The following is a 25,528-nucleotide window of genomic DNA, read 5'->3' as shown; positions in this document are numbered from 1 at the left end:
GACGGGTTGCAATCCACCACTGGGTTGCGTGCAGCGGGGTGCGGTGCGTCGTACAGATGCGTTGCAACGTCGATCTCGCGCCCGCTACGCGATGTACGTGGCGGGCGCGAGATCACTTGGCGCGACTTGGCTGCACTTAGAACTTGTAGCGCAGGCCCAGCAAGTACTGGCGGCCGGTTTCGGTGTACTGCAACGGCAACTCGCCGGTTTGCGGCGACCACACCCATTCGTCGGACGCTTCGTTGGTGAGGTTGATGCCCTCCAGGCTCAGCTCCAGCTGCTTGCTGATCTTGTAGCGCAGCGAGGCGTCGATCATGGTGGTGCCGCTCATGCCGTGCACGCCATCGACGTTGAATCCCGCTTCCGTGCCGGGGGCCTGGGTCAGGTAATCGTCGCGATTGGTGGCCGAGATGCGGCCGGCGAAGGACTCGCCCTCGTAGAACAAGGTCGCATTCCACGACGAGCGCGACAGCCCGGTCAGGTCGTTCTTCATCACCGGTGCGCCGGTGCTGGACAGGTACTGGATCTGCGAATCCACCCAGGTGTAGTTCAGTTGCACTCCCAGATTGGCCCACTTGCCCGGCAGGAACGTAAAGGGCTGGACATAGTTCGCTTCCACGCCCTTCAACTCGCCACCGGGTGTATTCAACGGAATGCTGAAGGTGAAGTCGTCGTTGATGCTGGCGCCGGTGCCATCCAGCAAGGAAGCCGGCAAGCCACTGCTGGCATACGGGCGCACTTCGCGTGCGGTCTGGATGAAACTTTCGATGTCCTTGTAGAACACGCCGACACCGAGCATCGCGCCCTCGTTGAAGTACCACTCCAGGCCAAGATCGACATTGGTGGCTTCGATCGGATCCAGATCCGGGTTGCCGCCGGACACGGTGCGTGCGCCACCGGCCACCGCCACGGTCACACCGGGCGTGAGGCTGCCCAGGCCGGGGCGCGACATCACCTTGGCCGCGCCCAGGCGCAGCAGCAGGTCGGGTGCGAGCTCGGCCACCAGGTTGAACGAGGGCAGCGTGTTGTTGTACTTGCGGCCCACCGTGGTCAGCGCCGGCGCGTTGTTGATCAACGCATAGCCGGTGGACTCCTGCTCGGTGCGCACATAGCGCACGCCGACATTACCCGACAGCGGGATGGAGCCCAGGTCGGTGGAGAACTCGCCCATCAACCAGACGCCGCGGTCCTTTTCTTCGACGCTGCGGGTGTTGTTGGCGCGCGGCGCCACGGCGTAGGTGCCGGCGTTGCTGTAGATGCCGAGCTGGTTGGCCACTGCATCCAGGTTGGGAACGATCCAGTTGGACGGGCTGCCGTTGATGCCCTTGAGGCCGGCCTGCTCGGTCAGGTCCGTCGGCACGATACGGGTGCCATCGGCGAAGGTCGGCACCGCAATTTCGCTGGCGCGACGCAGCTCAACCGTGCTGAAGGTGTAGTCCTTGGCCAGCACGCCACCCTTGAGGCGGAACCCGGGGCTGATGTTCCAGTTGAAGTCGATCTGCGCCGTATCGAAATCGTTGTCCACCGTCTGCGGACGCAGGCGGATTTCGGCCAGTTCCCACCCGGCAGGATTGGTCGGGTCGATGCCGTAGTTCAGCACCGGCGCGCGATTGTTGCCGCGATAGTCGTAGCTGTACCCGTCGACGTCGTACTTGTCCATGATGATGGTGGTCTGCACCGGGTTCTCGTGCGCCGAGCGCGAGGTACCGACACGGCCGGACACGGAGAAAGCATCGCTGAAGCGGTGCTCCAGATCCAGGCTGACCTGCTTGAACTCGGTGTTCCACTCGTCGTGGCGGTTCTCCGAGCGGATATCGACGTTGTCGAATTCGCCGTACACCAGCGCGTTGTTGCGGATCTCGCCATTGCGCACGATGGTGGCCGGCTTGCCGTCGCGATCGGCGCGCCGCGGCGTGCCGCTGTCGCGACCGCGGCTGAAGGAGATGGCCTCGATGTAGTGCTCATCGCGCGTGGCGTCGATCTTGGAGTACAGCGCGTCCAGCGAGATGGTGGTGCGGTCGGTGGGCTTCCACTGCAACGACCCGGTCACGCCCAGGCGCTGCTGGTCGTGTTCCATCTGCACATAACGCGGGAAGCGCGGGTGGTACACGTCCGCCGAGCGTGCGGCCGCAAATGGCGATGCCGCACTGAAGTTGCCGTTGCTCGTCCCATTGGCCCAGCGGCCGGTGTTGGAGCCTTCTTCCAGCACCTGCCGCTCGGTGTAGGCCACCGACAGCAAGGCGCCGAAGGTGTTGTCGGCCCAGGTATTGGCGATCAACGCGGCAACGCGCGGATTGGCCTTCTCGGCCATGGCGTTGTAGGCCGCCTGGCCACTGGCGGCAAACGTAAAGCCGCTGTAGTCGAACGGGCGCGCGGTGCGCAGGTCGACGGTGGCCCCCAGCGAGCCCTCTTCCACATCGGCCGAGGCCGTCTTGCGGGCGATCAGCTGCGAGAACAGGTCCGAGGCGAAGACGTTGAAGTCGAAGCCGCGGCCGCGGTTGGTGCCGCCGCTCTGGTCGCCGGCGCCCACGGTGGTGAGCGCTTCCATGCCGTTGATGCGGACGCGGGTGAATTCCGGGCCCAGGCCACGCACCGTGATGGCGCGGCCTTCGCCGGCGTCGCGGGTGATCACCACGCCGGGAATGCGCTGCAGCGACTCGGCCAGGTTGAGGTCGGGGAACTTGCCGATGTCTTCGGCCACGATGGCATCGACCACGCCGGCTTCGCCGCGCTTGATGTCCAGGGCCTTCTCGACGCTGGCGCGGTAACCGGTCACCGTGACAGTGTCCAGGTCGACGGCGGGCTCGGCAGGCGATTGGGCGGCGTCTTGTGCGGCAGCCTGGCCGCTCAGCGCCAGGCCGATCGACAGCGCAAGCAAGGTAACCGGTGTCTTCCGGCTGGTGGTCCGAAATTGCATGTCCTCCCCTCCCAAGGGTCCATGAACAATGTGAAATAGCGGGTTGAACGCGGCAATGACACCGCTGGTCAAAACGACGTTACCAGCTGAATCGTCCCGTAACATCTTGCAGCGCAGCAGAAAACGCCACCAAATTTCCGAAAAACGGGTGCAGGCGGTCACTTCACGTCGCATCATGGCCGTAGCAGCCGGCATTTCGCGCCGGCTAGAATGACACCGATGGCCATCTCAGTGCGCGACGGCGCCCCCACCCGTCACGTACCACCCAGCCGAGGTAATTGCCGTATGAGCCGTGCCAGTATCCTGTGTTTTGGTGAGTTATTGCTGCGCCTGGGGGCGCCTGGCCATGAACTGCTGCTGCAGCAGCCTCGGCTGGATGTGCACTGCGGCGGCGCGGAGGCCAACGTCGGCGTCTCGCTGGCGCATTTCGGCCATGACGTGGCCATGGTCAGCACGGTGGCGGACAACCCGTTGGGCGCCGCGGTACTGGGCGAGCTGCGCCGGCACGACGTGGATACCCGCCATGTACGGCGCGTGGATGGCCGCATGGGCCTGTATTTCCTGACCACCGGGGCGATCCATCGCCCCAGCGAGGTGATCTACGACCGCGCCGACTCGGCCTTTGCGCTGGCACCGGCCGATGCCTACGACTGGCCGCGTCTGCTGGAAGGCGTGCAGTGGCTGCACCTGTCCGGGGTGAGCCCGGCATTGGGCGCGGAGGTGGCGCAGGCCACGTTGGCGGCGGCACGTGCTGCGCGTGCGGCCGGGGTGAAGGTGTCGTTCGACGGCAACTACCGGCCCAAGTTGTGGCAACGCTGGCAGGGCGATGCGCGCGGCATCCTGCATCAGCTGTTTGCCTGTGCGGATGTGGTGTTTGCAGATTACCGCGACATCGGCGTGGTACTGGGCGGGGAGTTCGCGCAGGACACGCTGGAAGCGCGCGTGGAAGCGGCCGCGCAGCACGCCTTCGCTGCATTCCCGCAGCTGCAGTTGATGGCCTGCACGCAACGCGTGGCGCATCACGTGGACCACCACAGCCTGGGCGCGATGCTGGTGCCGCGCCAGGGCGCGGTGGCGCGTGCGCCCAGCGAAGAGCTCACACCCATCATCGACCGCATTGGCGGCGGCGACGCGTTTGCGGCCGGCGTGCTGCACGGCCTGATCGAAGGATGGTCGCTGGAGGATACGGTGCGCTTCGGCCTGGCCGCCGGCTGTTTGAAGCATTCGATTCCGGGCGATTTCAATCCGCTGTCGGTGGCCGACGTGCAGGCCTGCGTGGGCGATGCGCGGTTCGATGTGAGGCGGTGAATCGGGAATTGGGAATCGTAAGAGCTGACAGCGCTGGTTTTCGGCACTGGATTCGAATGTTTTGCCGATAGCACGGCGCATCCGGAACTGGCGCGCGATTGCGCGCCAGCGGGCAGCTGGCAGATGCCCGCTAGGTGTTGTTCGCGGCGCTGACGCGTTTCAGGCGGGCTTGCGTGCGAGGCGCTTGTTGATGAGCCATGCCATCGCGGCACTTACCAGCACCACGCAGAGCGAGGCAGGCACGCTGAAGAACGCCGCAATCAATAGCGCGTTCTGCCACGGCGGTGCCGAGCCGTCCTGCACCACAACGGCGCAGACCACGGCCGTAGTGATCACAGGATTGGCGAGTGCTTTGAGCGCACCGTGCGCACGGATAAACCGCAACAGCACGGCACAGACGCCACTGACAAGAAAGGCCAGGACCAGATGCGATAAGTTTGTCCATTGGGGGCCGGGATTCGGAATTAGGGAATGGGGATTCGTCACAGCAGCTCAGCAAGACAACCGGCAACGTACCGGTTGTCCTTATCGCGAAGTCTTGATGTCCGCCCAAGATCAGTGCTGCATCAAGCCACCGCTCTTGCAATTCCCGATTCCCGATTCTCAGCCCAACTCGATGCAATCGAAGCTGACATCCGTCGCCACGTCGGCGTCGTAATCCACGTCGGTGCGCTCGAAGCCGAACAGCTTGAGGAACTCGTGCTTGTAGCCGGCGTAGTCGGTGAGCTCGAACAGGTTCTCGGTCGTGACCTGCGGCCATAGCGCCTTGCAGGCGTCCTGCACGTCGTCGCGCAATTCCCAGTCGTCCAGGCGCAGACGGTTTTCGTCGTCCACCTGCGCCGGCTGGCCGTCTTCGCGGTACAGGCGCTCGCGGAACAGGCGGTCGAGCTGCTCGATGGTGCCTTCGTGCAGACCCTTTTCTTTCATGATCTTGTAGACCATGGAGATGTACAGCGGCATCACCGGAATGGCCGCGCTGGCCTGGGTGACCACCGACTTGAGCACCGCCACATTGGCGCCGCCGCCGCGCCTGGCCAGGCGCGCATTCAAGCGCTGCGCGGTGTGGTCCAGGTCGACCTTGGCCTTGCCGAGTGCGCCATGCCAGTAGATCGGCCAGGTGATTTCGGTGCCGATATAGCTGAAGGCCACGCTGCGCGCGCCATCGGCGAGCACGCCGGCGCCTTCCAGCGCGTCGATCCACAATTCCCAATCCTGCCCGCCCATCACGGTGACGGTATCTTCGATCTCCTGCGCGCTGGCCGGCTCGATCGAGGCCTGGATGATGGTGTCCTTGTTGGTGTCGATGGCGGTGGCGGTATAGGTCTGCCCGATCGGCTTGAGCGCCGAGCGCTTGACTTCGCCGCTGCCCGGCAGCTTGCGCACCGGCGAGGCCAGCGAATACACCACCAGGTCGACCTGCCCGCCCATCTCGGTCTTGATCAGCTCGATCACCTTCTCGCGCGCGGCATCGGAAAACGCGTCGCCATTGATCGACTTGCTATACAGCCCGGCCGCCTTGGCATGTTTGTCGAACGCGGCCGAGTTGTACCAGCCGGCCGTGCCGGCCTTGCTGGCGGTGCCGGGCTTTTCGAAGAACACGCCCAGCGTGTCCGCACCGAACCCGAAGGCAGCGGTGATGCGCGAGGCCAGGCCGTAGCCGCTGGACGCGCCGATCACCAGCACTTTCTTGGGGCCGTCGGTGCGTACGCCACGCGCACGCGTTGCGGCAATCTGCTCGAGCACATTGCGCTCGCAGCCAAGCGGATGCGTGGTGGTGCAGATGAAGCCGCGCACTTTGGGATGGATGATCAACGTGGACTCCTGGTCAGCAAGATGCTGGCGGCATCTTAGTGCGTGTGGCGCGCACGAAACAGCCTGATGCGTAACACACGCCGCTGTATGGAAGCGCATGAAGGCCGCCGCAGGGCAGCCTGACGCCAGCACCGGCGCGCGCGCCGCAACGAACAGCGACCGCAATCGACTTACCCGGCAGCGGGCTGTGCTACGTTTCCGCCCTGCCGTGCCGTGCCTGGCCGCGCCTGATGGCGATTGTCGAGGCCCCTTCCAGTTGTGCGACCGGTTATTGAGCGATGTCTCTTCGAAGCGAGCGCGTCACGCAGCTGGGCTCCGTTCCGCGGTTCCGTCTTGGCCCGCTGCTGGTCGAGCCGGAGCGGCTGACGCTGATCGACGACGGCCGGACCATCACGCTGGAACCGCGCATGATGGAAGTGCTGATCGCGCTGGCCGAGCGCGCCGGCGAGGTCATCAGCGCCGAGCAGTTGTTGATCGAGGTGTGGCACGGCAGCTTCTACGGCGATAACCCGGTGCACAAGACCATCGCCCAGCTGCGCCGCAAGCTCGGCGACGACAGCCGCCAGCCGCGCTTTATCGAGACCATCCGCAAGCGTGGCTACCGGCTGCTGCCGAAGGTGGTGTTTCCCGACGATTACCGCGGTGCGGTGATCGGTACGCCGGCGTGGGGGCATGGCAACCCGTACATGGGGCTGCAGGCATTCGACCCGGCACATGCAGACGTGTTCTTCGGCCGCAGCCATGCCATTGCGCAGGTGCTGGGCGCGTTGCGCGCGCAATTGCACAGCCGGCGCGGGCTGGTGCTGGTGAGCGGCGCCAGCGGCTGCGGCAAGACCTCGTTGCTGCGCGCCGGCGTGGTGCCGTTGCTGTGCCAGCCCGGCGGCCTGGATGGGCTGGAGGCCATCGCGGTGGCGTACTGCAACCTGGCGCAATGCCGCGGCGGCGATGTGCTGGACACGCTCGCACGCGCACTGGGGCAATGGGCACCGGGTGGGCGCGCGGTGCTGTCGCCGGCGCAGACGGCACGCCTGCCCGAATGGCTGCAGCAACCTGCGCCGCTGCATGCGGCCATCGACGAAGCGATGCGCCAGGGCGCTCACGCGCGCGACAACGTGCACACCCAGCGCCATCTGCTGCTGGTCATCGACCATGCCGAAGCGATGGTGGCCACGCCCGGCATCACTGCCGCCGATCGCGCCGCGCTGGCAGCGGCCTTGCACGCGCTCTGCGCCAGCGCGCACGTGGCCGTGCTGATGCTCACCCGCAGCGATTTCTATCCGCGCCTGATCGATGCACTGCCGGACATCGTCGAGCTCAAACGCGGCGATGGGCACGTGGATCTGCTGCCGCCACGCGATGGCGAGATCGGCCAGATCATTCGCATACCGGCAGCGATGGCCGGGCTGCGCTTCGAAGAAGACCACAGCGGCGCCGGCCGCCTGGACGATGTGCTGCGCGATGCCACCGCACGCCAGCCCGATGCCTTGCCGTTGCTGCAGCACCTGTTGCATGCCCTGCACGCACAGCGCAGCGACGACGGCGTGCTGACGTTCGCGGCGTATGGCGCGCTGGGCGGGCTGGAAGGCGCGCTGGCGCATCATGCCGAACAGACGTTTCGCGCATTGCCTTCCGATGCGCGGGCCGCGCTGGGCGAGGTGCTGACGCTGCTGAGCGTGATCCACCCCGACAGCGATGCCGTCACCGCGCGGCGTGCGCTGTGGTCGGCACTGCCGGCCAGCAGCGCAGCGCGCGTGCTGGTGGATGCGTTCGTGCATGCGCGCCTGTTCGTCAGCGAGCTGGTGGCCGGCGAGCCGGGCTTTGCGGTCGCGCACGAAGCCTTGTTGCGGCAATGGCCGCGCGCAGCCGAGTGGATCCATGAAAACCGCCGCCTGTTGCAGGCACGCAAGCGGCTGCAACTGGCGGCACAGCGCTGGGCCACCGAAGGCCGGCGCAGCGATCACTTGCTCAACAGCGGCCGCCCGCTGAGCGAAGCACGCGAGGCTGCACGGCGCATGCCGCAGGATCTGGACGCACTGGATCATGCCTTCCTGCGCGCCTGCGAACGCTCCCAACGCCAGCGCCGCGGTCTGTACGCCGCTGCTGCCGCACTGCTGGTGGTGCTGGCCAGCGCCTCGCTGCTGCTCGGCTGGCGGGCGCGCCAGGCCCAGCAAGTAGCCGAACAACGCCGCGATCAAGCCCAGCAACTGGTGGGCTATATGCTGGGCGACCTGGCCGAGCAGTTGCGCACCGTGGGCAACCTCAAGCTGCTCGATAGCGTCGGCAGCCGTGCGCTGCGTTATCTGGAAGACCTGCCCCGGGCGGGCATGGCAACCGGTGATCTGATCAACCACGCACGTGCGCTGCGTACCACCGGCGAAGTGCTGATGAATCAGGGCAAGCTGGAGGAGGCGCAGGCCGCATTCACGCGTGCCGCGTCCACTGCCGAGCAGGCGTGGACGCAGGCGCCGGAGGCAGCGGAGGCGCATGCGGAAATAGGTCAGACGGCGTATTGGCTGGGCAACATGGCCTATCGCAGCAAACAGTTTCCGTTGGCGCGTACCCATTGGTCGCAGTATCTGGCCGCCAGCGAATGGTTGGTGCGCACCGCGCCGGATGATCCACACTGGCAACTGGAGTTGTCGTACGCGCTCAACAATCTTGGCACGCTGGCGCGTAGCGAAGGGCAGGCCAACACGGCGATCGGCTTGTTCGCCCGCTCGATCGCGCTCAAACGCCAGGTATTGGCGCGTACCCCAGACAACGCGTCCGTGCGCTACGAGCTTGTCGACAGCCTGTCCTGGCTGAGTCTGGCGCAGGAAACCCAGGGCCTGCTGGCACCGGCCGAACAGGGCTATCGCGAGCAGATCGAAACACTGCGCCTGCTGGTGCAGCACGATCCCGATGCCAACGCCTGGCGACGGCGCATGGCCACCTCGTTGGTGCGCACCTCCAATCTGGCGCTGGCACGCGGTCACCTGGCGCAGGCGCAAGCCGACGCGCAAGCCAGCGTGGGGATGCTGGAACCGCTGGTCGCGCAGCAACCGGACAACCGCACCTGGCGCCGCGATCTGGCGCATGCCTATGCGCAGGCCGGCTGGGTGGCCGCGCTGGACGGGCACGCCGCTGCGGCCACGCGCCAGCTGACCCAGGCGCGGCAGACGCTGGCAGGCGTGCTGGCGCACCAGCCGCTGCCGGAATGGGAATGGCTGGACGCCATCATCGCGCTGCGCTTGAACCGAGTGCAGGGACTGCGTGGCGACCGCCAGACGGCCAGTCTGGCGGCGATCGTGGCGCGGCTGGATGCCCTGCATCAGGCCAAACCGGCCGACCTGATCGGCGTGTCGGCGCTGGCGACTGCATTGGTCTGGTATGGCGAACAGCTGGACGCCAACGGCGATCACGTCGGTGCACGCGCCGCCTGGCAACGGACGGTGGCAGTGCTCGGCGCCGATATCGGCAATAGTCGCGACAAGACCTTGCTCGACCCCTGGATTCGCGCACAGATCCATCTGGGTCGGCGCGCTGCCGTGACGCAACAGCTCGGATGGCTGTATCAAGCGGGCTACCGCCACCCGGGATTCGTTTCCCTCTATGCCCCGCTCTTCAAGGAATCACCAACGTCATGACCGATCCCCAGATCATCCCCATCACACTGACCGTGGCGCACGTTGAGTTCGGCGGCAATACCGGCAGGGGCGCCTACTTCTACAGCTTCTCCCCGGACCTGCTGATCGTCGGCAAGGGCGAGCAGGACGTGACCCTGCGCTACGCGTTCTGCAAATCGGTGCCCCACCGCTTCAAGATCATCAGCCTGCTGAATTCCGATTCGACGGGGCAGATCGGCCCGCAACATATCGACCCCGACGGTCGTGGTGTGCAGGTGGTCAATGCCAATAGAGATCGGACACTGATCTTTTTCAGCGTAGTGGTGAAAGACACACACACCGGCAACCATTTCAGCTGCGACCCCCAGGTCGGCAACGACCCGGAAATTTCGCCAACCGAATTCGGGCGTCACTGATCGTCGCGTCCACTTTCGTCCGACGGTGCGCCGTCGGACGGGAGCCGCAGCGCGATCGACGGATGGCGCAGTCGCAAACGGCAACAGTCACGGCGCTGGCGCGTGTGACGAAGGGTGGGAGCCGCTCTGCAGCGGACCTCCTGCACGCGCGACGCACCTTCATGCAGGCACTCAGTTGGTGTCACGGACATAGGGATCGATAGCCTTGGGCGTCAGGGCGATCAGGCGACCGGCAGGAAAATGGGAGATCACCTAGGTGTCTGGCGCATCGCTTCCGAAAGGCACATCGAATGTGGACGCCAGAATGCGCGCCCATCCTTCCGGGTAGGTGTTGCCGCTGACATGGACAACACTCATCGAAGGCCAATGCACTTGGTGTTTTGTCTGCGGATCCGTCAGGTCGGCCTGTCCGATCAGCACCCGACGCGATTGGAGAAATGGTGGTTTGGCGCGTGCTGCCGGCCGAAGTTTGAAACTATAGGTGCCCGTCTCAGGGTAATGCAGCTCGATGATCGATGCCGGCGAGGCGACGGTGACCTGAAATTGTTTCTCGTCCCCGGCGTCGCTCGACGTGGCGCTTTCAAGGTGGCGCCACTGGCGGTCGGGGATCGGACGCGCCAACACGATGACCGCGCCGCCTTTTTCCAGCATCGGCGCATCGACGCTCACGATCAAGCGCGACGATAACGTTGGTTGCTTCGCACAGCCGGTGGCGGTCAGGAGCGAGCACGTCGCCATCAAGACGGCGCAGACAACCCGATACAGGCTCATCCAGTCATGTTCCTCAGCACTGCGCTTCCACTTGGAAGATCGAGGTGACCTTGGATGTTTATACGTCTTTTCGCATCGACCGTGTCGCTGCGCGCCTGGCGTGCGTCGGCCGATCCAGCAGGATTGCGGCGTGCTGCTGTCTCCACCTGGCATCGATCGGGCGCTGCACCGCTAGCGCAGCCCCCGCCTCTGGCCGTCGCCGCGGCAATGGCGCATCCCAGGCAACCACGCGGGCGCGGCTATATGTCGGCCGACCTGCGCAGCCGCTCGTCGCGCTCGGTTCCGTTGCTGAAGGCCGGCTTGATCTGGCCACGGGTCGACCACGTACCGGCCATGCCGGTGTCCGTGCCCGCGTGGTCAGGGCCAGCGGTCTGGCCGACCTTGCGTGGCCGACTCGCCAGGTCTTGGCGCCAACCGTCCCCATCGAAGCGCCTGATCAGCCGATCGCAGGCATGGGCAGCCGTCGCCTGCGCTGCCGACGCGTATCCCACGACGGCCCACATGTCGCGTTCGGGGACCGCTGGGATCGGCAACGCAGCGCGGGACCAGCTGATCGGCAATTCGGCCTGGGTCGGCGCGCCCCAGGCGCTGGTGGACAGCACGACGATCAACACGAACCACGACCGGACCAGGCGCATGACGGACTCCGCAGCAGACCGGAGCGCGGTGCGTCCCCGGGCGGCCTCGCTGGCCGCCGGATCACCTTCGTGCGTGGGTCCGCGCCTGACCTGACGGCAACCTTACGGTTGCTGGCCGAAGCTGACGGTTGCCCATAGATCTTTATGAAACAGTCACATAGGAAGGACTGCAGTTCGACGCTCGGGCCAAGACTCCGTGAAGGGGTCTCATCGGCACCAAGTAGCGTTACCCGTACCCTCACCCCAACCCCTCTCCCAGGGGGAGAGGGGCTTTAGGTTCCCCCTTGCTCTAGGGCTTTCTGATCCGGTCCAAACTGCCCAACCGCCCGCTCTTCCGATTCCCGATTCCCGATTCCCGATTGCCCACCCTCAAATCACCCGCAACGTGATCGCCTTCAAGACCGCCCGCGTGCGGTCGCGGATGCCCAGCTTTTCCAGGATGGTGGAGACGTAGTTCTTCACCGTGCCTTCGGCCAGGAACAGGGTGCGGGCGATTTCCTTGTTGGAATAGCCGCCGGCCAGCAGGCGCAGGATCGCCACCTCGCGCTCGCTGAAGGTCTCGCGCGGGGCCTGCTGGTCGCGGAACTGGTAGCGGGCGCGCACCGGGTCGGTGCTGACCGGCTGCAGCAGGGTGTCGCCTGCGGCGACGCGCTCGATCGCCTCGCGCAGGTCTTCCGGGGCGGCGTCCTTGAGCAGGAAGCCCTGCGCGCCGGCCTCGCTGGCGCGTAGCAGCAGGTCGCTGTCGTCGAAGGTGGTGAGCAGCAGCACCGGGGTGCGGTCGCCGCGGGCGCGCAGGTGCTCCAGTGCCTGGATGCCGTCCAGGCCGGGCATCCGGATGTCGCTGAGCACCACGTCCACCGTGTGGATGGCGAGCGCATCCAGCAGGCCCTGGCCGTCGTCGGCCTCGCACACCACCTCCACGCCCTGCTGCTGCAGCAACGCGCGCAGGCCGGCGCGCACCAGGATCTGGTCGTCGGCCAGGGCAATACGACGTGAACTCATACCGGTAGTCTCGCGATCAGATGCATGCCGCCCGTGGGTGTGCGGCCAAGGTCCAGCTGGCCGTGCAGTGCGGCCAGGCGTTCGCGCATGCCGGTAATGCCGTTGCCTTCGCGGATGCGCTCGGCGCGGCGGCCATCGTCGCAGATGTCCACGTGCAGCTGTGCGCCTTCGCAGTGCAGGTGCACGGCCACTTCATCGGCATCGGCATGCCGCACGGCGTTGGTCAGCGCTTCCTGCACCAGCCGCAGCAGCAGCTCGGCCACGCGCGCATCGGTGACACGCACGTCGGCATCGATCTGCAGGCGCAGCGTCGGGCGCGGGAACGGGGCGGCCAGTGCACGCAAGGCAGTCTGCAGGTCCAGGCCCTGGTCGTCGCGCAGCGATTGCACCACGTTGCGGATGTCCGACAGCAGTTCGGCCGACAACTGTTCCACCACCGCTACCTCGTCGCGCTGTGCCAGGGCCGGGTCGGCGCTGAGCAGGCGCAGATTGATGCGCATGGCGGTGAGCTTGTGCCCGGCCACATCGTGCAACTCGCGCGCCAGCCGCAAACGCTCGGCATCGCGCGCACTGTCGGCCAGCAACGCGCGGGTGGCCAGCAGATCGGCGTTGACGTAGGCCAAGGCGTCGCGCGCCCGCTCGGCACTGCGGGCGTAATGCGCGGTGAGTGCGGCAAAGGCCTGGAAGCCGGCATAGATGCTGACGATCAACAAGGCGCGATCGAAGCCTGCGTGCACCAGCACCGCGTACATGCCAGCGTTCAACGCCAGCGCCAGCAGCAGCACGCGCAACGGCGGCCAGGTCATGCCCGCCTGCGCCACCAGCATCACCAGCAGGACCGGCGCGGTGCCGGCACGCGGCTCTATCCAGACCAGCAGCAATGCCAACACCGCCTGCAGCAGGGTGGCCACCGTGCGCAATGCATGCGTTTGCGGCAACACGGTGTGCAACACGAACAATGCGGTGAAGCCGGCCAGTGCGCCCCAGCGCCAGGCGCCGTGGGCAGACGCATCGGGCATGAACGACAGCGCGACCGCGGCAATGGTGAACGCAGCGGCCAGACGCAGGGGGTGCAACAGGTGGCAGAAGGAAGAGTTCATGCGGCGATGCTGACCGCCATGCAGGCGCTCGGCAATGGTGCGCAGGCAGAAGGTGACTTCTGGCAGGTGGGATCGATGACCTGCGGCCCCTGTCGCGGCTGCAGCGCGTGCGCACACCGGCACACCACCCCGGGGCCGCAGGTCATGCCCGGTCCGCTTCCGTTCTGCTGGCTGCGCTCAATCCGGTGCGGGGCGGCGACGGCCGGCAGCGGAGGCCGCTTGCTGCCTGAGCTCCACGGCATACGCCCACAGATCGTCGAAGAGCTGCGCATTGACCCTGGCATCGCTGCTGTCCAAGGAGGTGTTGCTGATCAGCACTACCGCATTGTCGTGCGCCAGGTCCGACAGCATCTCGGTGTGCACGCCCGGGTCCGAGCCGCCGTGGCCGATGCGGGTGACGTTGTACTTGGTGGACCAGAAGATGCCGGAGTTCTTCTCGTTCAAGGCGACATTGTCGGGCGTGTTGGCGGCGGTGTACTGGAAACGCAGCATCTGCGCGGTGGTGGTGGTATCCAGAATACGCACGCCCTGGTACTGCCCGCCATCGAGCAGGGCGATGAACAGCCTGGAGAGGTCGTTGACGCTGGTGCGCACGCCGCCGTCGGGGTAGGTGGTGAGTTCGTACGGCGGGATCGGCACGCTCACACCGAACTGGCTCACATACAGCGTGGCCTGGGCGGCGGCCGGCAGATCGGCCGCATGCCAGGCAGTGTGCTGCATGCCCAGTGGCGCGAAGATGCGCGTGTGCGTGTAGCGCTCCAGCGACTGGCCCACCGCGCGCGCGACGATGTAGCCCACCAGGCCGGCACCGATGTTGGAGTATTCGCGATGCGTGCCGGGTTTGACCGGCAGGTAGTTCTGCGCCTGGTAGTCGCGCCCGCCGGGCGCCAGATAGCCGCGCAAGAAGTCGCCCAACGGCGCGACCGGCAGGCCTTGCCAGCGATAGGTGTCGCGGTAGACCTCCCAGCGGTCGGTCAGGCTGGAGGTGTGCGTGGCCAGTTGCCGCAGGGTGATCGGCACCTGCGGAAACTGCGGGTTGCGCACGGCGAACGGCAGATAGGTGTTGATGTCCGCATCCAGCGCCAGCTTGCCGTCCTGCACCGCCTGCATCAGCGCCACGCCGGTCACGGTCTTGCTGATCGAGCCGATGTTCATGACGGTGTCGGGCGTGAATGGCGTGCCGCGCGCACGGTCGGCAAAACCGACGCCGCCGGTCCAGACCACCTTGCGGTCGCGGATGATCGCCGCGCCCAGGCCGACGATGCCGGCGGCGTCCATGTGTTGCTGGAGTGTGCGTGTGATGGCGTCCGGCGCGGGCGGCCGACCCGGCCCGCCCGCCCACGCCTGACCACTGCAAAGCACACCGATCGCCAGCCCGATCTTTACCGTCCATCCCGCTGCTGTGCCTGCACGCATGGCGCCCTCCGTCCGTGATGTGGTTGCTGCAGATGCCCCACGTGGGCGGCGCCGGCAAGCGCCAGCGCCAGCGCCGCTGCGGCAGCAAACGCAGTCTTGCAACCGATCCGTGCCGATGCCAGCGCGATGCGACCAAACCGCCCATGCGCCCGACGAAACGCCGCGTGCAGCGCGTGCGGCCTGCCGCTGCAGCGGTCCACCTGCCACCGATGGTCTTACACTCGGCGGCTCCCCTGCCGCTGCCGTCCCGTCTTCGATGATCATTTCCGCCGCTTCCGACTACCGCGCCGCCGCCGAAGCACGCCTGCCGCCCTTCCTGTTCCATTACATCGATGGCGGCGCGTATGCCGAGCACACCTTGCGGCGCAATGTCTCGGACCTGGCCGATGTGGCGCTGCGCCAGCGGGTGCTGCGCAATATGTCGGATCTGCGCCTGAGCACCGAGCTGTTCGGCGAAACCCTGGCGATGCCGGTGGCCTTGGCGCCGGTCGGCCTCACCGGCATGTATGCACGCCGCGGCGAAGTGCAGGCCGCGCGTGCGGCGGCCGCGCGCGGTATTCCGTTCACCCTGTCCACGGTGTCGGTGTGCCCGATCGAAGAAGTGGCACCGGCCATCGAACGGCCGATGTGGTTCCAGCTCTATGTGCTCAAGGACCGTGGCTTCATGCGCAATGCGCTGGAGCGCGCCAAGGCGGCGGGCGTGACCACGCTGGTGTTCACCGTGGACATGCCCACGCCCGGCGCGCGCTACCGCGATGCGCACTCGGGCATGAGCGGGCCCAACGCCTCGCTGCGGCGCATGCTGCAGGCGGTGACGCACCCGCGCTGGGCGTGGGACGTGGGCCTGCTCGGCAAACCGCACGATCTGGGCAACATCTCCGCCTACCGCGGCAGCCCCACCGGCCTGCAGGATTACATCGGCTGGCTGGGCGCCAACTTCGACCCGTCAATCGCCTGGAAAGACCTGGAATGGATCCGCGAATTCTGGACCGGGCCGATGGTGATCAAGGGCATCCTGGACCCGGAGGACGCACGCGATGCGGTGCGCTTCGGTGCCGACGGCATCGTGGTCTCCAACCACGGCGGCCGTCAGCTCGACGGCGTGCTGTCCAGCGCACGCGCACTACCGGCCATTGCCGATGCGGTGAAGGGCGAGCTGAAGATTCTGGCCGATTCGGGCATCCGCAGCGGGCTGGACGTGGTGCGCATGCTCGCGCTCGGTGCCGATGCGGTATTGCTGGGGCGCGCGTTCGTCTACGCGTTGGCGGCCGCCGGGCAGGCCGGCGTGGAAAACCTGCTGACCCTGATCGAAAAGGAAATGCGCGTGGCGATGACGCTGACCGGCACGCATTCCATCGCCGACATCAGCGCCGACGCTTTGAGCCGGGTGACGCGCGAGCGTGCCGATGCGATCTCGCCATAAAGCCGCTAAACCGTAACGCGTAATCGACTGCTGTGAGCGGTTAGCCAGGCAGCGGACCGAAAGTGCACCACCGGTCGCGGCGAAGCGCGCGCCGATAGGCGGGGATGCCACGCTTGCAGTCGGTTCTGCGAACCTGCCTACCCCGCCTTGCGCCTGGGCGCGGCCGTCTTGGCCGCAGTCTTCTTGGTCGTCTTGCCTGCTGCCTTCTTGACGGCCTTCTTCGCCGCTTTTTTGGTTGCCGTTTTCTTCGCGGGTGCGCTTGCCGTGTCGGCCGTGCTGGATTTCTTGGCTGGCGTACGCGTATTGGCCTGCAGGCTCTTCTGCAACAACGACATGAAGTCCACCACGTTGGTGGTGGCGTCTTCGTGCTGAGGGGGCTCGACGTCCACGGTGGTGGTGCCGCCCTTTTCCTGGATGCGCCTGCGCAAGATCTTTTCCAGCTTGCCGCGGAATTCGTCGTGGTAATCCTCCGGCTGCCAGGTGCCGGACATTGACTCGATCAGCTGCTTGGCCATCTCCTGTTCCTTGGGCGTGATGCGGTACTCGCCCACCGCACCGGCCGGCAGTTTGAAATCCTGCGGGTCCACCACCTCCTGCTGATAACGCAGCAGCAACAAGATCAATGCATCGCCCTGCGGCATCACCGCCGCCAGATACTCGCGGGTGCGGATCACCACCTTGGCAATGCCCACCTTGCCGGTGTCGCGCAAGGTTTCGCGCAAGAGCACGTATCCCTTTTCGGCCTTCTTGCCCGGCACCAGGATGTAGGGCTTTTCGAAATAGCGTGGATCGATGTCGGCTGCATCGACGAAGGTTTCCACCTCTACCGTTTCATGGCTTTCCGGCGCCGCAGAGCGAATATCCTGTTCTTCGACGATGACGTAGCTGCCCTTGTCGTATTCGAATGCCTTGACGATCTCCTTCCACGGCACCTCGTCGCCGGTGTCGGCATTGACGCGTTCGAAGCGGATCGGTTTCTTGTCGCGCGAATCCAGCATCCGGAAATGCAGATCCACCTTGCGTTCGCCCGACATCAACGACACCGGCACGTTGAGCAAGCCGAAGGAAAGGGTGCCGGTCCAGATCGGTCGTGCCATCAGTGCGCTGCTCCATGAATTGCGGCTTCGGGAATGTGGTCCAGGGCCAGCCAGGCATCCTCGACAATGTCGCGCACATGCGGCCAGTCCAGTCGCGAGGCTCCACGCATGCTGTCCCACTGCGCAGCCAGGGCCTGCTCGCAATCGATATCGGCCCCACGCGGCCAATCGGCGGCGTGGGTGATCCGCGCAAACGCATAGGCCGGCGATAAATCGCGCCAGGTGGGCCCACCACGCCGACGGCGGCGCTGGTAGTCGGCCAGGCTGTAGCAGTGGAAGTCCTGCGCCACGCCAGCGGTGTCCGGCATGCGTGCACTGCGATGCGCGCGCCTGGGCGGAGCGGGCTCGACATGGGCACTGAACAGGCGACGGTCGGGACGGCGATCCTGGGGGCGCATGGGCGGCTCCACGGTGCGGCATTGGGGGCTGACATCAGTAACGCCGCTGCCGTGAGCCATGCGTGAGAAATTCGCTTGCGCTGCGCGATTTGCGCGCCCTTCACCGCGGGCGCGGTGAACTGCCTGCCCATCTTGCTGTCAGGAGTCCACCATGTCCCGCGACCCGTTACGCGACCAACCCAGCCAGCCGGGCGAACAGCACGGCAAGCGCGATGCCGAACACCATGAAGATCGCGGCGCTGGCGATGCACCGGGGCGCCTGATTCCAGCCGATGACCAGACGCCGGCCAAGAAGCCGGGAAGCGCGCCATCAACGGGAACCGATGACTGACTGGCGTTCCTGACAGTTATTTGGCTCGTTCCCGACAGTTATTTGGCTGAAGCGTGGTGTCGTAAGGCAAGCCAACAGGCACCAGTCCATGTCGTGGCCACTGCGGCAAACCTCGCACCGCGTCGCTCATGCCCGGCCGGCCTGCTGCAACCGTGCGAACTCATCATCGTCGAACAGCCGCGACCGCACCAGGAAGCGCACACCTTCGCCGTTTTCCAGCGAAAACATGCCGCCGCGCCCCGGCACCACATCGATGATGAGCTGGGTGTGCTTCCAGTATCCGAATTGCGGCGCGCTGATGTAGAACGGCGCGCCGCCAATCTCGCCCAGTAATACGTCGCGGTCGCCGACGATGAACTCGCCAACCGCAAAACACATCGGCGAGGAACCATCGCAACAGCCGCCGGATTGATGGAACAACACATCGCCGTGCTGAGCACGCAGCTTGTCGATCAGCTGCAATGCCGCCAGCGTGGCCGTGACCTGCGCCGGCAGCTCAACGCGCGTGGTGCTGTCTTGCATCGGCTAACTCCCACGGCCACTGCGGCCGCCTTGTCGAACACCATACGCTCGCCGTTGTGTGCGGGCGTGCCTGCGCGCACAGACCGTGTGCATGCCTTCGCGTCGATGGTGCAACGGAACGAGGCCGACTGGCCTTCGTGTGCGCATCCATCGATGCGCTCAGCCACGCAGGCATCTTTAGAAAAACCCCAGCGCCTTCGGCGAATAGCTCACCAACAGGTTCTTGGTCTGCTGATAGTGGTCGAGCATCATCTTGTGATTCTCGCGGCCGATACCCGACTGCTTGTACCCGCCGAATGCAGCATGCGCAGGATAGGCGTGATAGCAATTGGTCCACACGCGGCCAGCCTGGATCGCACGGCCCATCCGATACAGGCGCGAAGCGTCGCGACTCCAGACACCGGCACCCAGGCCGTACAGCGTGTCGTTGGCGATCGCCAGCGCATCGGCTTCGTCCTTGAAGGTGGTGACCGAGACCACCGGGCCGAAGATCTCCTCCTGGAACACGCGCATCTTGTTATGGCCCTTGAACACCGTGGGCTTGACGTAAAAACCTTCGGCCAGGTCGCCATCGAGCGTGTTGCGCTCGCCGCCAATCAACACTTCGGCGCCTTCCTGCTTGCCGATGTCGATATAGGAGAGGATTTTTTCCAACTGTTCGCTGGACGCTTGCGCACCGACCATGGTGTTGGGGTCGAGCGGATTGCCCTGCTTGATCGCGGCCACGCGCGAGAGCGCCTTTTCCATGAAGGCGTCGTAGATGGACTCCTGGATCAGCGCGCGCGACGGGCAGGTACACACTTCGCCCTGGTTGAAAGCGAACAGCACGAAGCCTTCCACCGCCTTGTCGAGAAAATCGTCGTCTTCGGCCATCACATCGGCGAAGAAGATGTTGGGCGATTTGCCACCCAGCTCCAGCGTCACCGGAATCAGGTTCTGGCTGGCGTACTGCATGATCAGCCGGCCGGTGGTGGTTTCGCCGGTGAACGCAATCTTGGCGATGCGCGGGTTGCTGGCCAGCGGCTTGCCGGCCTCCAGGCCGAAGCCGTTGACCACGTTCAACACGCCAGGCGGCAGCAGGTCGCCGATGAGTTCCATCAACACCAGGATCGAGGCAGGCGTCTGCTCTGCCGGCTTCATCACCACGCAGTTACCGGCGGCAAGCGCCGGTGCGAGTTTCCAGCACGCCATCAGCAGCGGGAAATTCCACGGGATGATCTGCCCCACCACGCCCAGTGGTTCGTGGAAGTGATACGCGATGGTGTCGCTGTCGATCTCGGAAATGCCGCCTTCCTGCGCGCGGATGGCGCCGGCGAAATAGCGGAAGTGGTCCACGCATAACGGCACGTCGGCATTGAGCGTTTCGCGCACCGGCTTGCCGTTGTCCCAGGTCTCGGCGTACGCGAGCAGTTCGAGATTCTGTTCGATGCGGTCGGCGATCTTGAGCAATACGTTAGAGCGCTCGGTGGTGGAGGTCTTGCCCCACGCATCCTTGGCCGCGTGCGCGGCATCCAGCGCCGCTTCGATATCCGGGGCGGTGGAGCGCGCGATCGAGGTAAAGACCTTGCCGTTGATCGGCGTGGTGTTGTCGAAGTACTGGCCGCTGTGCGGCGCTACCCACTGGCCGCCGATGAAGTTGTCGTAGCGCGGTTTGAAGATGGAGTGCGGATCGTTGTTGAGCGATTTTGCAGAGGCAAGCGCGTTCATCATGGGCTCCTGCGGAGGTGGTCCGATGCGCACGTGTATACCCGCGCGAGCGCTAGCGCAATGTCATGTCATGCGCTGTTGCGCTGCGTCATTGCAGCGCAGCCGTCTTTCCCCGCGCAGTGGTGGACGTTGTGCTGCAGCGCATCATTGCGCGCACGGGGCAAGGGCTCCGCAACCAAGCGCCGGATCGGCCGCCGTGCACCAGCACGCGTTGCACAACACTCAAATCCAGACGTCGTTGTCTGCGGTGTATGCGCCACCCGCATCGCCGGTATTGACCACACCGCGCGGCTCGACCAGCAGCACGCTGCATTCGTGCTCCGCCGCCGGGCGGTGTTCGACCCCCTTGGGCACCACGTGCATCTGCCCGGCCGACAGCGCCACCACGCCGTCGCGAAATTCGATGGTCATGTTGCCGTCCAGCACGATGAACACCTCGTCCGTGTCCGCATGCCGATGCCACACGAACGCACCTTGCAGCTTGACCAGCTTGAACTGGTAGTCGTTCATTTCCGCGACGACACGCGGGGACCAGTGCTGCGACAGCAGGGCGAGCTTGTCGCTGAAATCGATCGGGGCGTAGCGCGTGTTCAACGGAAACATCCTTGTGCGGGGAATGCGCTTGCAAGCTTAGTGCATCGCATCGCCGGCAGTCACCGCTGCATCAACGCGGTGCATTGCAGCCGCGCGCGGCGAACAGCGCAAGCGGTTTGCCCAACGCGATGAATTCATGCGCGAGCGTTGCTGGTGCCTGCCGCGCGCCACGCCCGCACCGCTGCGGCGACCTGCGCACCGTGACTGGCGCCGACATCACGCGCGGCAAAATCGTGCGGCCGCCATTGCACCTGTGCGGCCAGCCGTGCGCAGGCGGCATGCCCGTCTGCCAGCACGTCGGCCTGCTCGGTTGCGTTCAACGCCAGCAGGAGCGAGAAGCCGGTGGCCGAGATCGTGCAGTTGATGTCCAGCCAGTAGCGGTTGTCCGCGCGCAACAGAAACCAGTCTGCGGGGGCGTGATCGATGACGATCATGGTGGGCCTGATGTGGTGGGCACGGGTGTGGCATGTCGATGGCAGACCGTGCGTTGGCGGGATGGCCTTGTCGCGCCCGGGGGCGCTCCTACGGGCGGTGTGCATGTTGTTGGATGCGCGCCGCCTGCGGCCGGATTAGCCGCCGAAATCACGCTGCAGGCCGACCGTTTGGCGGAGGCGCATCGCCGTGACGACGCGCGCATTGGCGGGACGGCTTTGTCGCGCCCGGGGGCGCTCCTACGGGCGGGACGTGTTGTTGAACGCGCACCGCCCATTGACGGCTCAGCCGCCAAAATCCCATTGCAGCCCCACCGTGTAGGTGCGGTCCGGGCCGGGCTCGTAGTAGCGGCCGTTGCCATCGTTGACGATGACCGAGCCCACGTACTGCCGGTCCAGCACATTGTCGATGCGTGCGAAGGTGCGCAATGCGCCCTGCGGGGTGCTCCAGCGCCGGGAGGCTTCCAGGTTCACCAGCGCGTAGCCCGGTGCACGTTCGGTGGCCAGGTCGTTGACCACGGTGGCGCCGGAGGCTACCGATTCGGCAGCCAACTGCCATTGCGCCGGCTGCCATTGCCAGCGCGCAAACAGTTGCTGACGCGGCACGCCAGGCAGGCGCGATCCGCTGGCCACCGCTGCGGTGGGCGTTGCGCAGCCGCTGCTGGCACAGGTGAGGTAACCATCGCGCACGGTGGCATCGACGAAGGTATAGGCCAGCTGCAGCTGCTGGGTGGCACCGATCGGTTGCTGCCAGCTGAGCTCTGCGCCCTGGCGCCGGGTGGCGCCGATGTTGCGATAGGTGCTGCGCCCGTTGGTATTGCTGGCCACCGCCAGCTCGTCGTCGGTGTCGGCGCGGAAGACCGTAAATTCCAGCGCCGCGCCGCTTTGCGCGCGCCACTTGCTGCCCACTTCGTAGTTGCGGCTGGTGGCCGCGCCCAGGTCCAGCGCCAGGCCGGCGCCGCCATCGCTGCGGTAGCCCAGTTCGTTGAAGGTGGGCGTTTCGAAGCCGCGTCCCACCGAAGCGTAGAAACGCAGATTCTCGTCGGCACGGAACACGATGCCGGCGACCGGCGTGGTCGCCGAATAATCGCGCCGGCCGCTGTCGTCGGGATTGCGGCCCACGATGTAGTGGTCGTCCGACGCGAAGCGCACGTCGCTATGGCGCACGCCCAGCAGTGCCGACCAGCGGTCGCTCCACTGCCACCACAGCTGCGCGAACTGGTCCACGTTCTCGACCTCATCGCGCTGGTCACGGCGCAATGCGCCCTTGACGCCCAGCGTGTCGCCGACGAAGTTCTCGTAACCGGTGCGGTGCTGGCGCTGGCGGTCGACATTGGTGCCGACGGTCAGCTGCAGCGGCCGGCCCAGCGCCTCGCCCTGCCAGGCCCAGCGCGCATCGGCCCCTTCGTAATTGCTGTCCAGATCGATCACCCCGCCCGAATGCAGCGGGTTGCGCTGCACCGCCACCGGGATCGCCAGGAATTGCTCCACGCTGCGCTGGCCGCCATAGGCCATCAAGCGCAACGTCTGGTCGTCCATTCGCTGGGTGAAGATGGCCCCGGCCTGCGACTGACGCACCGACTTGCGGGTATCGAACTGGGTCGCCACCGACGTGGCCTGTGCCGGGTCGGCATTGAACTGCGCACGGGTCAGGCCGAGCGGGTCCTGCGCGTCGGGTGCGTCCAGATAGTTGAGCACCAGGTCCAGCCGGCGGCCCTCGGCCAGATCGAAGCCGAGCTTGGCGTTGACCGAGTCACGCTTGGCGCGGCTATGGGCGCGGAAGCCATCGGTGTCGAAATGATTGGCGGCCAGGTTGTAATGCACCGCGCCCTGCTGGCCGAGCACTTGCGCGCCGACGTTGACCGTCGCGTTGCTGCCGTAGGTGGCGCGCAGCCGCCACGGGTCGTCCGGCTCGCCATCGGCGCTCCACAGCTGCAGCACGCCGCCGGAGGAGTTGCCGTACAACGCCGAAAACGGCCCGCGCAGCACTTCCACCCGTTGCGCGCCCAGCACGTTGAAGTGCGACAGCTGGCCCTGGCCGTCGGGCATGCTGGCCGGAATGCCGTCCACCAACAGCCGCACGCCGCGCACGCCGAAGGTGGAGCGCGCGCCGAAGCCGCGGATCGACAGCTGGGTGTCCTGCGCGTAGTTCTGGCGGTCGCGCGCCACCAGGCCGGGAATGCCGTCCAGCAGCTCGGACACCTGCGCGCCGCGGCGGTTGTCGTCATCGGCCGCCACCACGGTGAACGAGGCCGGCAGGTCGAAGTCGTCCACCCCGCGCACGCGCGCGGCGTCCACCTGCACGGCGGGCAGGCGCTGGATCGATGTGGCGGCGGGCGGCGCCGGATCGGCGGCCAGGACAGGCGATGTGGCGCCCGTGGCGAACAGGCCGCAGGCGGCGGCCAACAAGGTGAGTCTGGACATGCGCCTAGTGTCCCTTATCCGTACTGTCAGTGCATTGTTGCGTACGGAACGAAGCATGCTACGCCGGCCATGGGCTGCTACGATGAAGTGGTTTGGCCCAGCAGCGGTCAACGATCCGGAAGTACCCCACTCTTTCGTCCTTCAGCGAGTCATGCCGTGTCCTTCTTTGCAAACGTGGAACAGGTTCCAGGCGACCCCATCCTGGGCCTGACCGAGGCCTACAACGCCGACAGCCGCCCCAACAAGGTCAACCTGGGCGTGGGCGTCTATTACGACGAAAACGGGCGCATCCCGCTGTTGCGCGCCGTGCACAAGATCGAGCAGCAGCTCGCGCAGGACGCCAAACCGCGGGGTTATCTGCCCATCGACGGCCTGGCCGCGTACGACAAGGCCACCCAGGAGCTGCTGTTTGGCGCCGACTCTGCGCTGGTGACCTCCGGCCGCGTGGCGACCTCGCAGACCGTCGGCGGCAGCGGCGCATTGCGCGTGGGCGCGGACCTGCTCAAGAAGCTGCTGCCCACCGCCACCATCGCCATCAGCAACCCCAGCTGGGAAAACCATCGCGCGGTGTTCGGCGCGGCCGGCTTCGAGGTTGTCGATTACACCTACTTCGATGCCGCCATCCATGGCCTGAACTTCGACGGCATGCTCGCCGACCTGGCCAAGCTCGAACCGGGCACCGTGGTGCTGCTGCACGCCTGCTGCCACAACCCCACCGGCGCCGACCTGAGCAAGGAACAGTGGAAGCAGGTGGCCGGCCTGTTGAAGGAACGCAACCTGTTCCCGTTCGTCGACATCGCCTACCAGGGCTTCGACAAGGGCATCGAGGCCGATGCCTATGCGGTGCGCCTGCTGGCTGCCGAAGGCATCGACAGCTACGTGGTCGCCAGTTCCTATTCCAAGTCGTTCTCGCTGTATGGCGAGCGCGTGGGCGCGCTGTCGGTGGTCTCGGCCACCGCCGCCGAAGCCAAGGCGGTGCAGTCGCAGGTCAAGCGCATCATCCGCACGATCTACTCCAGCCCGTCCACGCACGGCGCCGCCCTGGTGGCCGGCGTGCTGACCAGCCCGGAGCTGCGCGATCTGTGGGAGCAGGAACTGACCGAGATGCGCGAGCGCATCCATTCCCTGCGCGCCGGGCTGGTGGAAAAACTCGCCACGCTGGGTGCGCCGGAGTTCGACTTCATCCAGCGCCAGGCCGGCATGTTCTCGTACTCGGGCCTGACCAAGACCCAGGTGGACCGCCTGCGCGACGAGTTCGCGATCTACGCGGTCGGCACCGGCCGCATCTGCGTGGCAGCACTGAGCCAGCGTAACCTGGACTACGTGGCCCAGGCCGTGGCCACTGTCAGCCGGGTGTAGTGCAGCGGAGCTTCATCGGCTACATCGGCTGACGCGATCAAGCCGGGAGCGCGCAAGCCTCCCGGTTTTTTGCTTGCTGTTGCCTTGCCCCCGCCGACGTACGGCGTGCTGGATGCCGGTAGCGCGGGATAGCGCCTGCTTATCGCACGCGCCATCCGCACATATTCGATCACCGGCGATGCAAACCGCGCATCAAGTGATCGAAATCTAACGCCGCAATGGCGACAATGGCGGCCCACTTCCTACACAGGCTGCCC

20 protein-coding genes and 2 pseudogenes are annotated in these 25,528 nt (G+C 66.0%); 7 read left to right on the top strand and 15 right to left on the bottom strand.

Features of this window, described 5'->3' with window-relative positions; translation table 11 throughout:
- Positions 1–136 precede the first annotated feature (136 nt).
- Positions 137–2,917 (bottom strand): TonB-dependent receptor, encoded by a 2,781-nt coding sequence (locus AMD14_RS01220; protein ID WP_011050122.1) that lies wholly within the window; start codon positions 2,915–2,917, stop codon positions 137–139.
- 55 nt (positions 2,918–2,972) lie between these two features.
- Here AMD14_RS01220 and AMD14_RS24825 point away from each other — a divergent pair, with 55 nt between their 5' ends.
- Complete coding sequence (locus AMD14_RS24825) at positions 2,973–3,131, top strand: hypothetical protein (protein ID WP_157380103.1); 159 nt, start codon at positions 2,973–2,975, stop codon at positions 3,129–3,131.
- Between the two features lie 71 nt (positions 3,132–3,202).
- Positions 3,203–4,225 (top strand): sugar kinase, encoded by a 1,023-nt coding sequence (locus tag AMD14_RS01215; protein ID WP_011050121.1) that lies wholly within the window; start codon positions 3,203–3,205, stop codon positions 4,223–4,225.
- Positions 4,226–4,384: 159 nt separating this feature from the next.
- On the opposite strand, the pseudogene AMD14_RS01210 reads toward AMD14_RS01215, so the two are convergent.
- Both AMD14_RS01210 and fabV read right to left on the bottom strand, forming a co-directional pair.
- Positions 4,385–4,670 (bottom strand): annotated as a pseudogene (locus AMD14_RS01210) (hypothetical protein).
- Between the two features lie 158 nt (positions 4,671–4,828).
- A complete protein-coding gene (fabV, locus tag AMD14_RS01205) occupies positions 4,829–6,037 on the bottom strand; it encodes an enoyl-ACP reductase FabV (protein WP_015462722.1) in 1,209 nt (402 codons plus the stop codon).
- Positions 6,038–6,315: 278 nt separating this feature from the next.
- On the opposite strand from fabV, the gene AMD14_RS01200 reads away from it, so the two are divergent.
- Positions 6,316–9,663 carry an nSTAND1 domain-containing NTPase gene (locus AMD14_RS01200; protein WP_011050118.1) on the top strand — a complete coding sequence of 1,116 codons (3,348 nt, stop codon included), beginning with the start codon at positions 6,316–6,318 and terminating at the stop codon, positions 9,661–9,663.
- A complete protein-coding gene (locus AMD14_RS01195) occupies positions 9,660–10,058 on the top strand; it encodes a hypothetical protein (protein ID WP_003489978.1) in 399 nt (132 codons plus the stop codon). Before AMD14_RS01200 ends, AMD14_RS01195 begins: the two co-directional genes overlap by 4 nt.
- Positions 10,059–10,229: 171 nt before the next feature.
- Here the strand turns inward: AMD14_RS01195 and AMD14_RS01190 are convergent.
- From AMD14_RS01190 to AMD14_RS01170, 5 genes and pseudogenes are all read right to left on the bottom strand, one after another.
- Positions 10,230–10,778, bottom strand: a pseudogene (locus AMD14_RS01190) (hypothetical protein).
- A 290-nt stretch (positions 10,779–11,068) separates the two neighbouring features.
- A complete protein-coding gene (locus AMD14_RS01185; RefSeq protein ID WP_015462721.1) occupies positions 11,069–11,467 on the bottom strand; it encodes a hypothetical protein in 399 nt (132 codons plus the stop codon).
- A gap of 369 nt (positions 11,468–11,836) precedes the next feature.
- Positions 11,837–12,469, bottom strand: a complete 633-nt coding sequence (locus tag AMD14_RS01180; protein WP_011050114.1) for a response regulator transcription factor — start codon at positions 12,467–12,469, stop codon at positions 11,837–11,839.
- Positions 12,466–13,569, bottom strand: a complete 1,104-nt coding sequence (locus AMD14_RS01175) for a sensor histidine kinase (RefSeq protein ID WP_015462720.1) — start codon at positions 13,567–13,569, stop codon at positions 12,466–12,468. The genes AMD14_RS01180 and AMD14_RS01175 overlap by 4 nt, the downstream gene beginning before the upstream one ends.
- A 177-nt stretch (positions 13,570–13,746) precedes the next feature.
- On the bottom strand, positions 13,747–14,847 hold the full coding sequence (locus AMD14_RS01170; RefSeq protein WP_003489971.1) for a serine hydrolase domain-containing protein: 1,101 nt from the start codon (positions 14,845–14,847) through the stop codon (positions 13,747–13,749).
- A gap of 394 nt (positions 14,848–15,241) precedes the next feature.
- On the opposite strand from AMD14_RS01170, the gene lldD reads away from it, so the two are divergent.
- The gene (gene lldD / locus AMD14_RS01160) at positions 15,242–16,408 is read left to right on the top strand and encodes an FMN-dependent L-lactate dehydrogenase LldD (RefSeq protein ID WP_011050112.1); all 1,167 of its coding nucleotides are present in this window, start codon (positions 15,242–15,244) and stop codon (positions 16,406–16,408) included.
- Positions 16,409–16,545: 137 nt separating this feature from the next.
- Here lldD and ku read toward each other — a convergent pair whose 3' ends face one another.
- Positions 16,546–17,505, bottom strand: coding sequence for a non-homologous end joining protein Ku (gene ku, locus AMD14_RS01155; RefSeq protein ID WP_003489964.1), 960 nt, complete (start codon positions 17,503–17,505; stop codon positions 16,546–16,548).
- Positions 17,505–17,903 carry a hypothetical protein gene (locus tag AMD14_RS01150; RefSeq protein WP_005915959.1) on the bottom strand — a complete coding sequence of 133 codons (399 nt, stop codon included), beginning with the start codon at positions 17,901–17,903 and terminating at the stop codon, positions 17,505–17,507. The genes ku and AMD14_RS01150 overlap by 1 nt, the downstream gene beginning before the upstream one ends.
- A gap of 151 nt (positions 17,904–18,054) precedes the next feature.
- On the opposite strand from AMD14_RS01150, the gene AMD14_RS01145 reads away from it, so the two are divergent.
- Entirely contained in the window at positions 18,055–18,234 is a 180-nt protein-coding gene (locus AMD14_RS01145) for a hypothetical protein (RefSeq protein ID WP_003489962.1), read from the top strand.
- 126 nt (positions 18,235–18,360) lie between these two features.
- On the opposite strand, the gene AMD14_RS01140 is transcribed toward AMD14_RS01145, so the two are convergent.
- The 5 genes from AMD14_RS01140 to AMD14_RS01120 form a co-directional block, all read right to left on the bottom strand.
- Entirely contained in the window at positions 18,361–18,756 is a 396-nt protein-coding gene (locus AMD14_RS01140) for a DUF779 domain-containing protein (protein WP_003489961.1), read from the bottom strand.
- Between the two features lie 177 nt (positions 18,757–18,933).
- The gene (gene adh, locus AMD14_RS01135) at positions 18,934–20,463 is read right to left on the bottom strand and encodes an aldehyde dehydrogenase (protein WP_015462719.1); all 1,530 of its coding nucleotides are present in this window, start codon (positions 20,461–20,463) and stop codon (positions 18,934–18,936) included.
- A 222-nt stretch (positions 20,464–20,685) separates the two neighbouring features.
- Positions 20,686–21,066 (bottom strand): cupin domain-containing protein, encoded by a 381-nt coding sequence (locus tag AMD14_RS01130; protein WP_003487955.1) that lies wholly within the window; start codon positions 21,064–21,066, stop codon positions 20,686–20,688.
- A 125-nt stretch (positions 21,067–21,191) separates the two neighbouring features.
- Positions 21,192–21,491 (bottom strand): hypothetical protein, encoded by a 300-nt coding sequence (locus AMD14_RS01125; protein ID WP_015462718.1) that lies wholly within the window; start codon positions 21,489–21,491, stop codon positions 21,192–21,194.
- Positions 21,492–21,773: 282 nt separating this feature from the next.
- Positions 21,774–23,912: a TonB-dependent receptor family protein gene (locus AMD14_RS01120; RefSeq protein ID WP_015471544.1), complete on the bottom strand. Its 2,139-nt coding sequence runs from the start codon at positions 23,910–23,912 to the stop codon at positions 21,774–21,776.
- Between the two features lie 156 nt (positions 23,913–24,068).
- Here AMD14_RS01120 and AMD14_RS01115 point away from each other — a divergent pair, with 156 nt between their 5' ends.
- Positions 24,069–25,271 (top strand): amino acid aminotransferase, encoded by a 1,203-nt coding sequence (locus AMD14_RS01115; protein ID WP_045714531.1) that lies wholly within the window; start codon positions 24,069–24,071, stop codon positions 25,269–25,271.
- Positions 25,272–25,528 lie beyond the last annotated feature (257 nt).

Source organism: Xanthomonas citri pv. citri, assembly GCF_000961215.1.
GTDB lineage: Bacteria > Pseudomonadota > Gammaproteobacteria > Xanthomonadales > Xanthomonadaceae > Xanthomonas > Xanthomonas cissicola.
This window is presented reverse-complemented; position numbering and strand designations above follow the sequence as displayed.

Bases quoted from the DNA above. Each gene is read 5' to 3' on its own strand.
- AMD14_RS01185 (WP_015462721.1), bottom strand. From the start codon at position 11,467: ATGCGCCTGGTCCGGTCGTGGTTCGTGTTGATCGTCGTGCTGTCCACC.
- AMD14_RS01140 (WP_003489961.1), bottom strand. From the start codon at position 18,756: ATGCAAGACAGCACCACGCGCGTTGAGCTGCCGGCGCAGGTCACGGCC.
- AMD14_RS01120 (WP_015471544.1), bottom strand. From the start codon at position 23,912: ATGTCCAGACTCACCTTGTTGGCCGCCGCCTGCGGCCTGTTCGCCACG.
- AMD14_RS01215 (WP_011050121.1), top strand. From the start codon at position 3,203: ATGAGCCGTGCCAGTATCCTGTGTTTTGGTGAGTTATTGCTGCGCCTG.
- AMD14_RS01175 (WP_015462720.1), bottom strand. From the start codon at position 13,569: ATGAACTCTTCCTTCTGCCACCTGTTGCACCCCCTGCGTCTGGCCGCT.
- AMD14_RS01195 (WP_003489978.1), top strand. From the start codon at position 9,660: ATGACCGATCCCCAGATCATCCCCATCACACTGACCGTGGCGCACGTT.
- AMD14_RS01180 (WP_011050114.1), bottom strand. From the start codon at position 12,469: ATGAGTTCACGTCGTATTGCCCTGGCCGACGACCAGATCCTGGTGCGC.
- lldD (WP_011050112.1), top strand. From the start codon at position 15,242: ATGATCATTTCCGCCGCTTCCGACTACCGCGCCGCCGCCGAAGCACGC.
- AMD14_RS01220 (WP_011050122.1), bottom strand. From the start codon at position 2,917: ATGCAATTTCGGACCACCAGCCGGAAGACACCGGTTACCTTGCTTGCG.
- AMD14_RS01125 (WP_015462718.1), bottom strand. From the start codon at position 21,491: ATGATCGTCATCGATCACGCCCCCGCAGACTGGTTTCTGTTGCGCGCG.
- AMD14_RS01200 (WP_011050118.1), top strand. From the start codon at position 6,316: ATGTCTCTTCGAAGCGAGCGCGTCACGCAGCTGGGCTCCGTTCCGCGG.
- AMD14_RS01130 (WP_003487955.1), bottom strand. From the start codon at position 21,066: ATGTTTCCGTTGAACACGCGCTACGCCCCGATCGATTTCAGCGACAAG.
- AMD14_RS01170 (WP_003489971.1), bottom strand. From the start codon at position 14,847: ATGGACGCCGCCGGCATCGTCGGCCTGGGCGCGGCGATCATCCGCGAC.
- AMD14_RS01145 (WP_003489962.1), top strand. From the start codon at position 18,055: ATGTCCCGCGACCCGTTACGCGACCAACCCAGCCAGCCGGGCGAACAG.
- AMD14_RS01150 (WP_005915959.1), bottom strand. From the start codon at position 17,903: ATGCGCCCCCAGGATCGCCGTCCCGACCGTCGCCTGTTCAGTGCCCAT.
- ku (WP_003489964.1), bottom strand. From the start codon at position 17,505: ATGGCACGACCGATCTGGACCGGCACCCTTTCCTTCGGCTTGCTCAAC.
- AMD14_RS24825 (WP_157380103.1), top strand. From the start codon at position 2,973: ATGACACCGCTGGTCAAAACGACGTTACCAGCTGAATCGTCCCGTAAC.
- adh (WP_015462719.1), bottom strand. From the start codon at position 20,463: ATGAACGCGCTTGCCTCTGCAAAATCGCTCAACAACGATCCGCACTCC.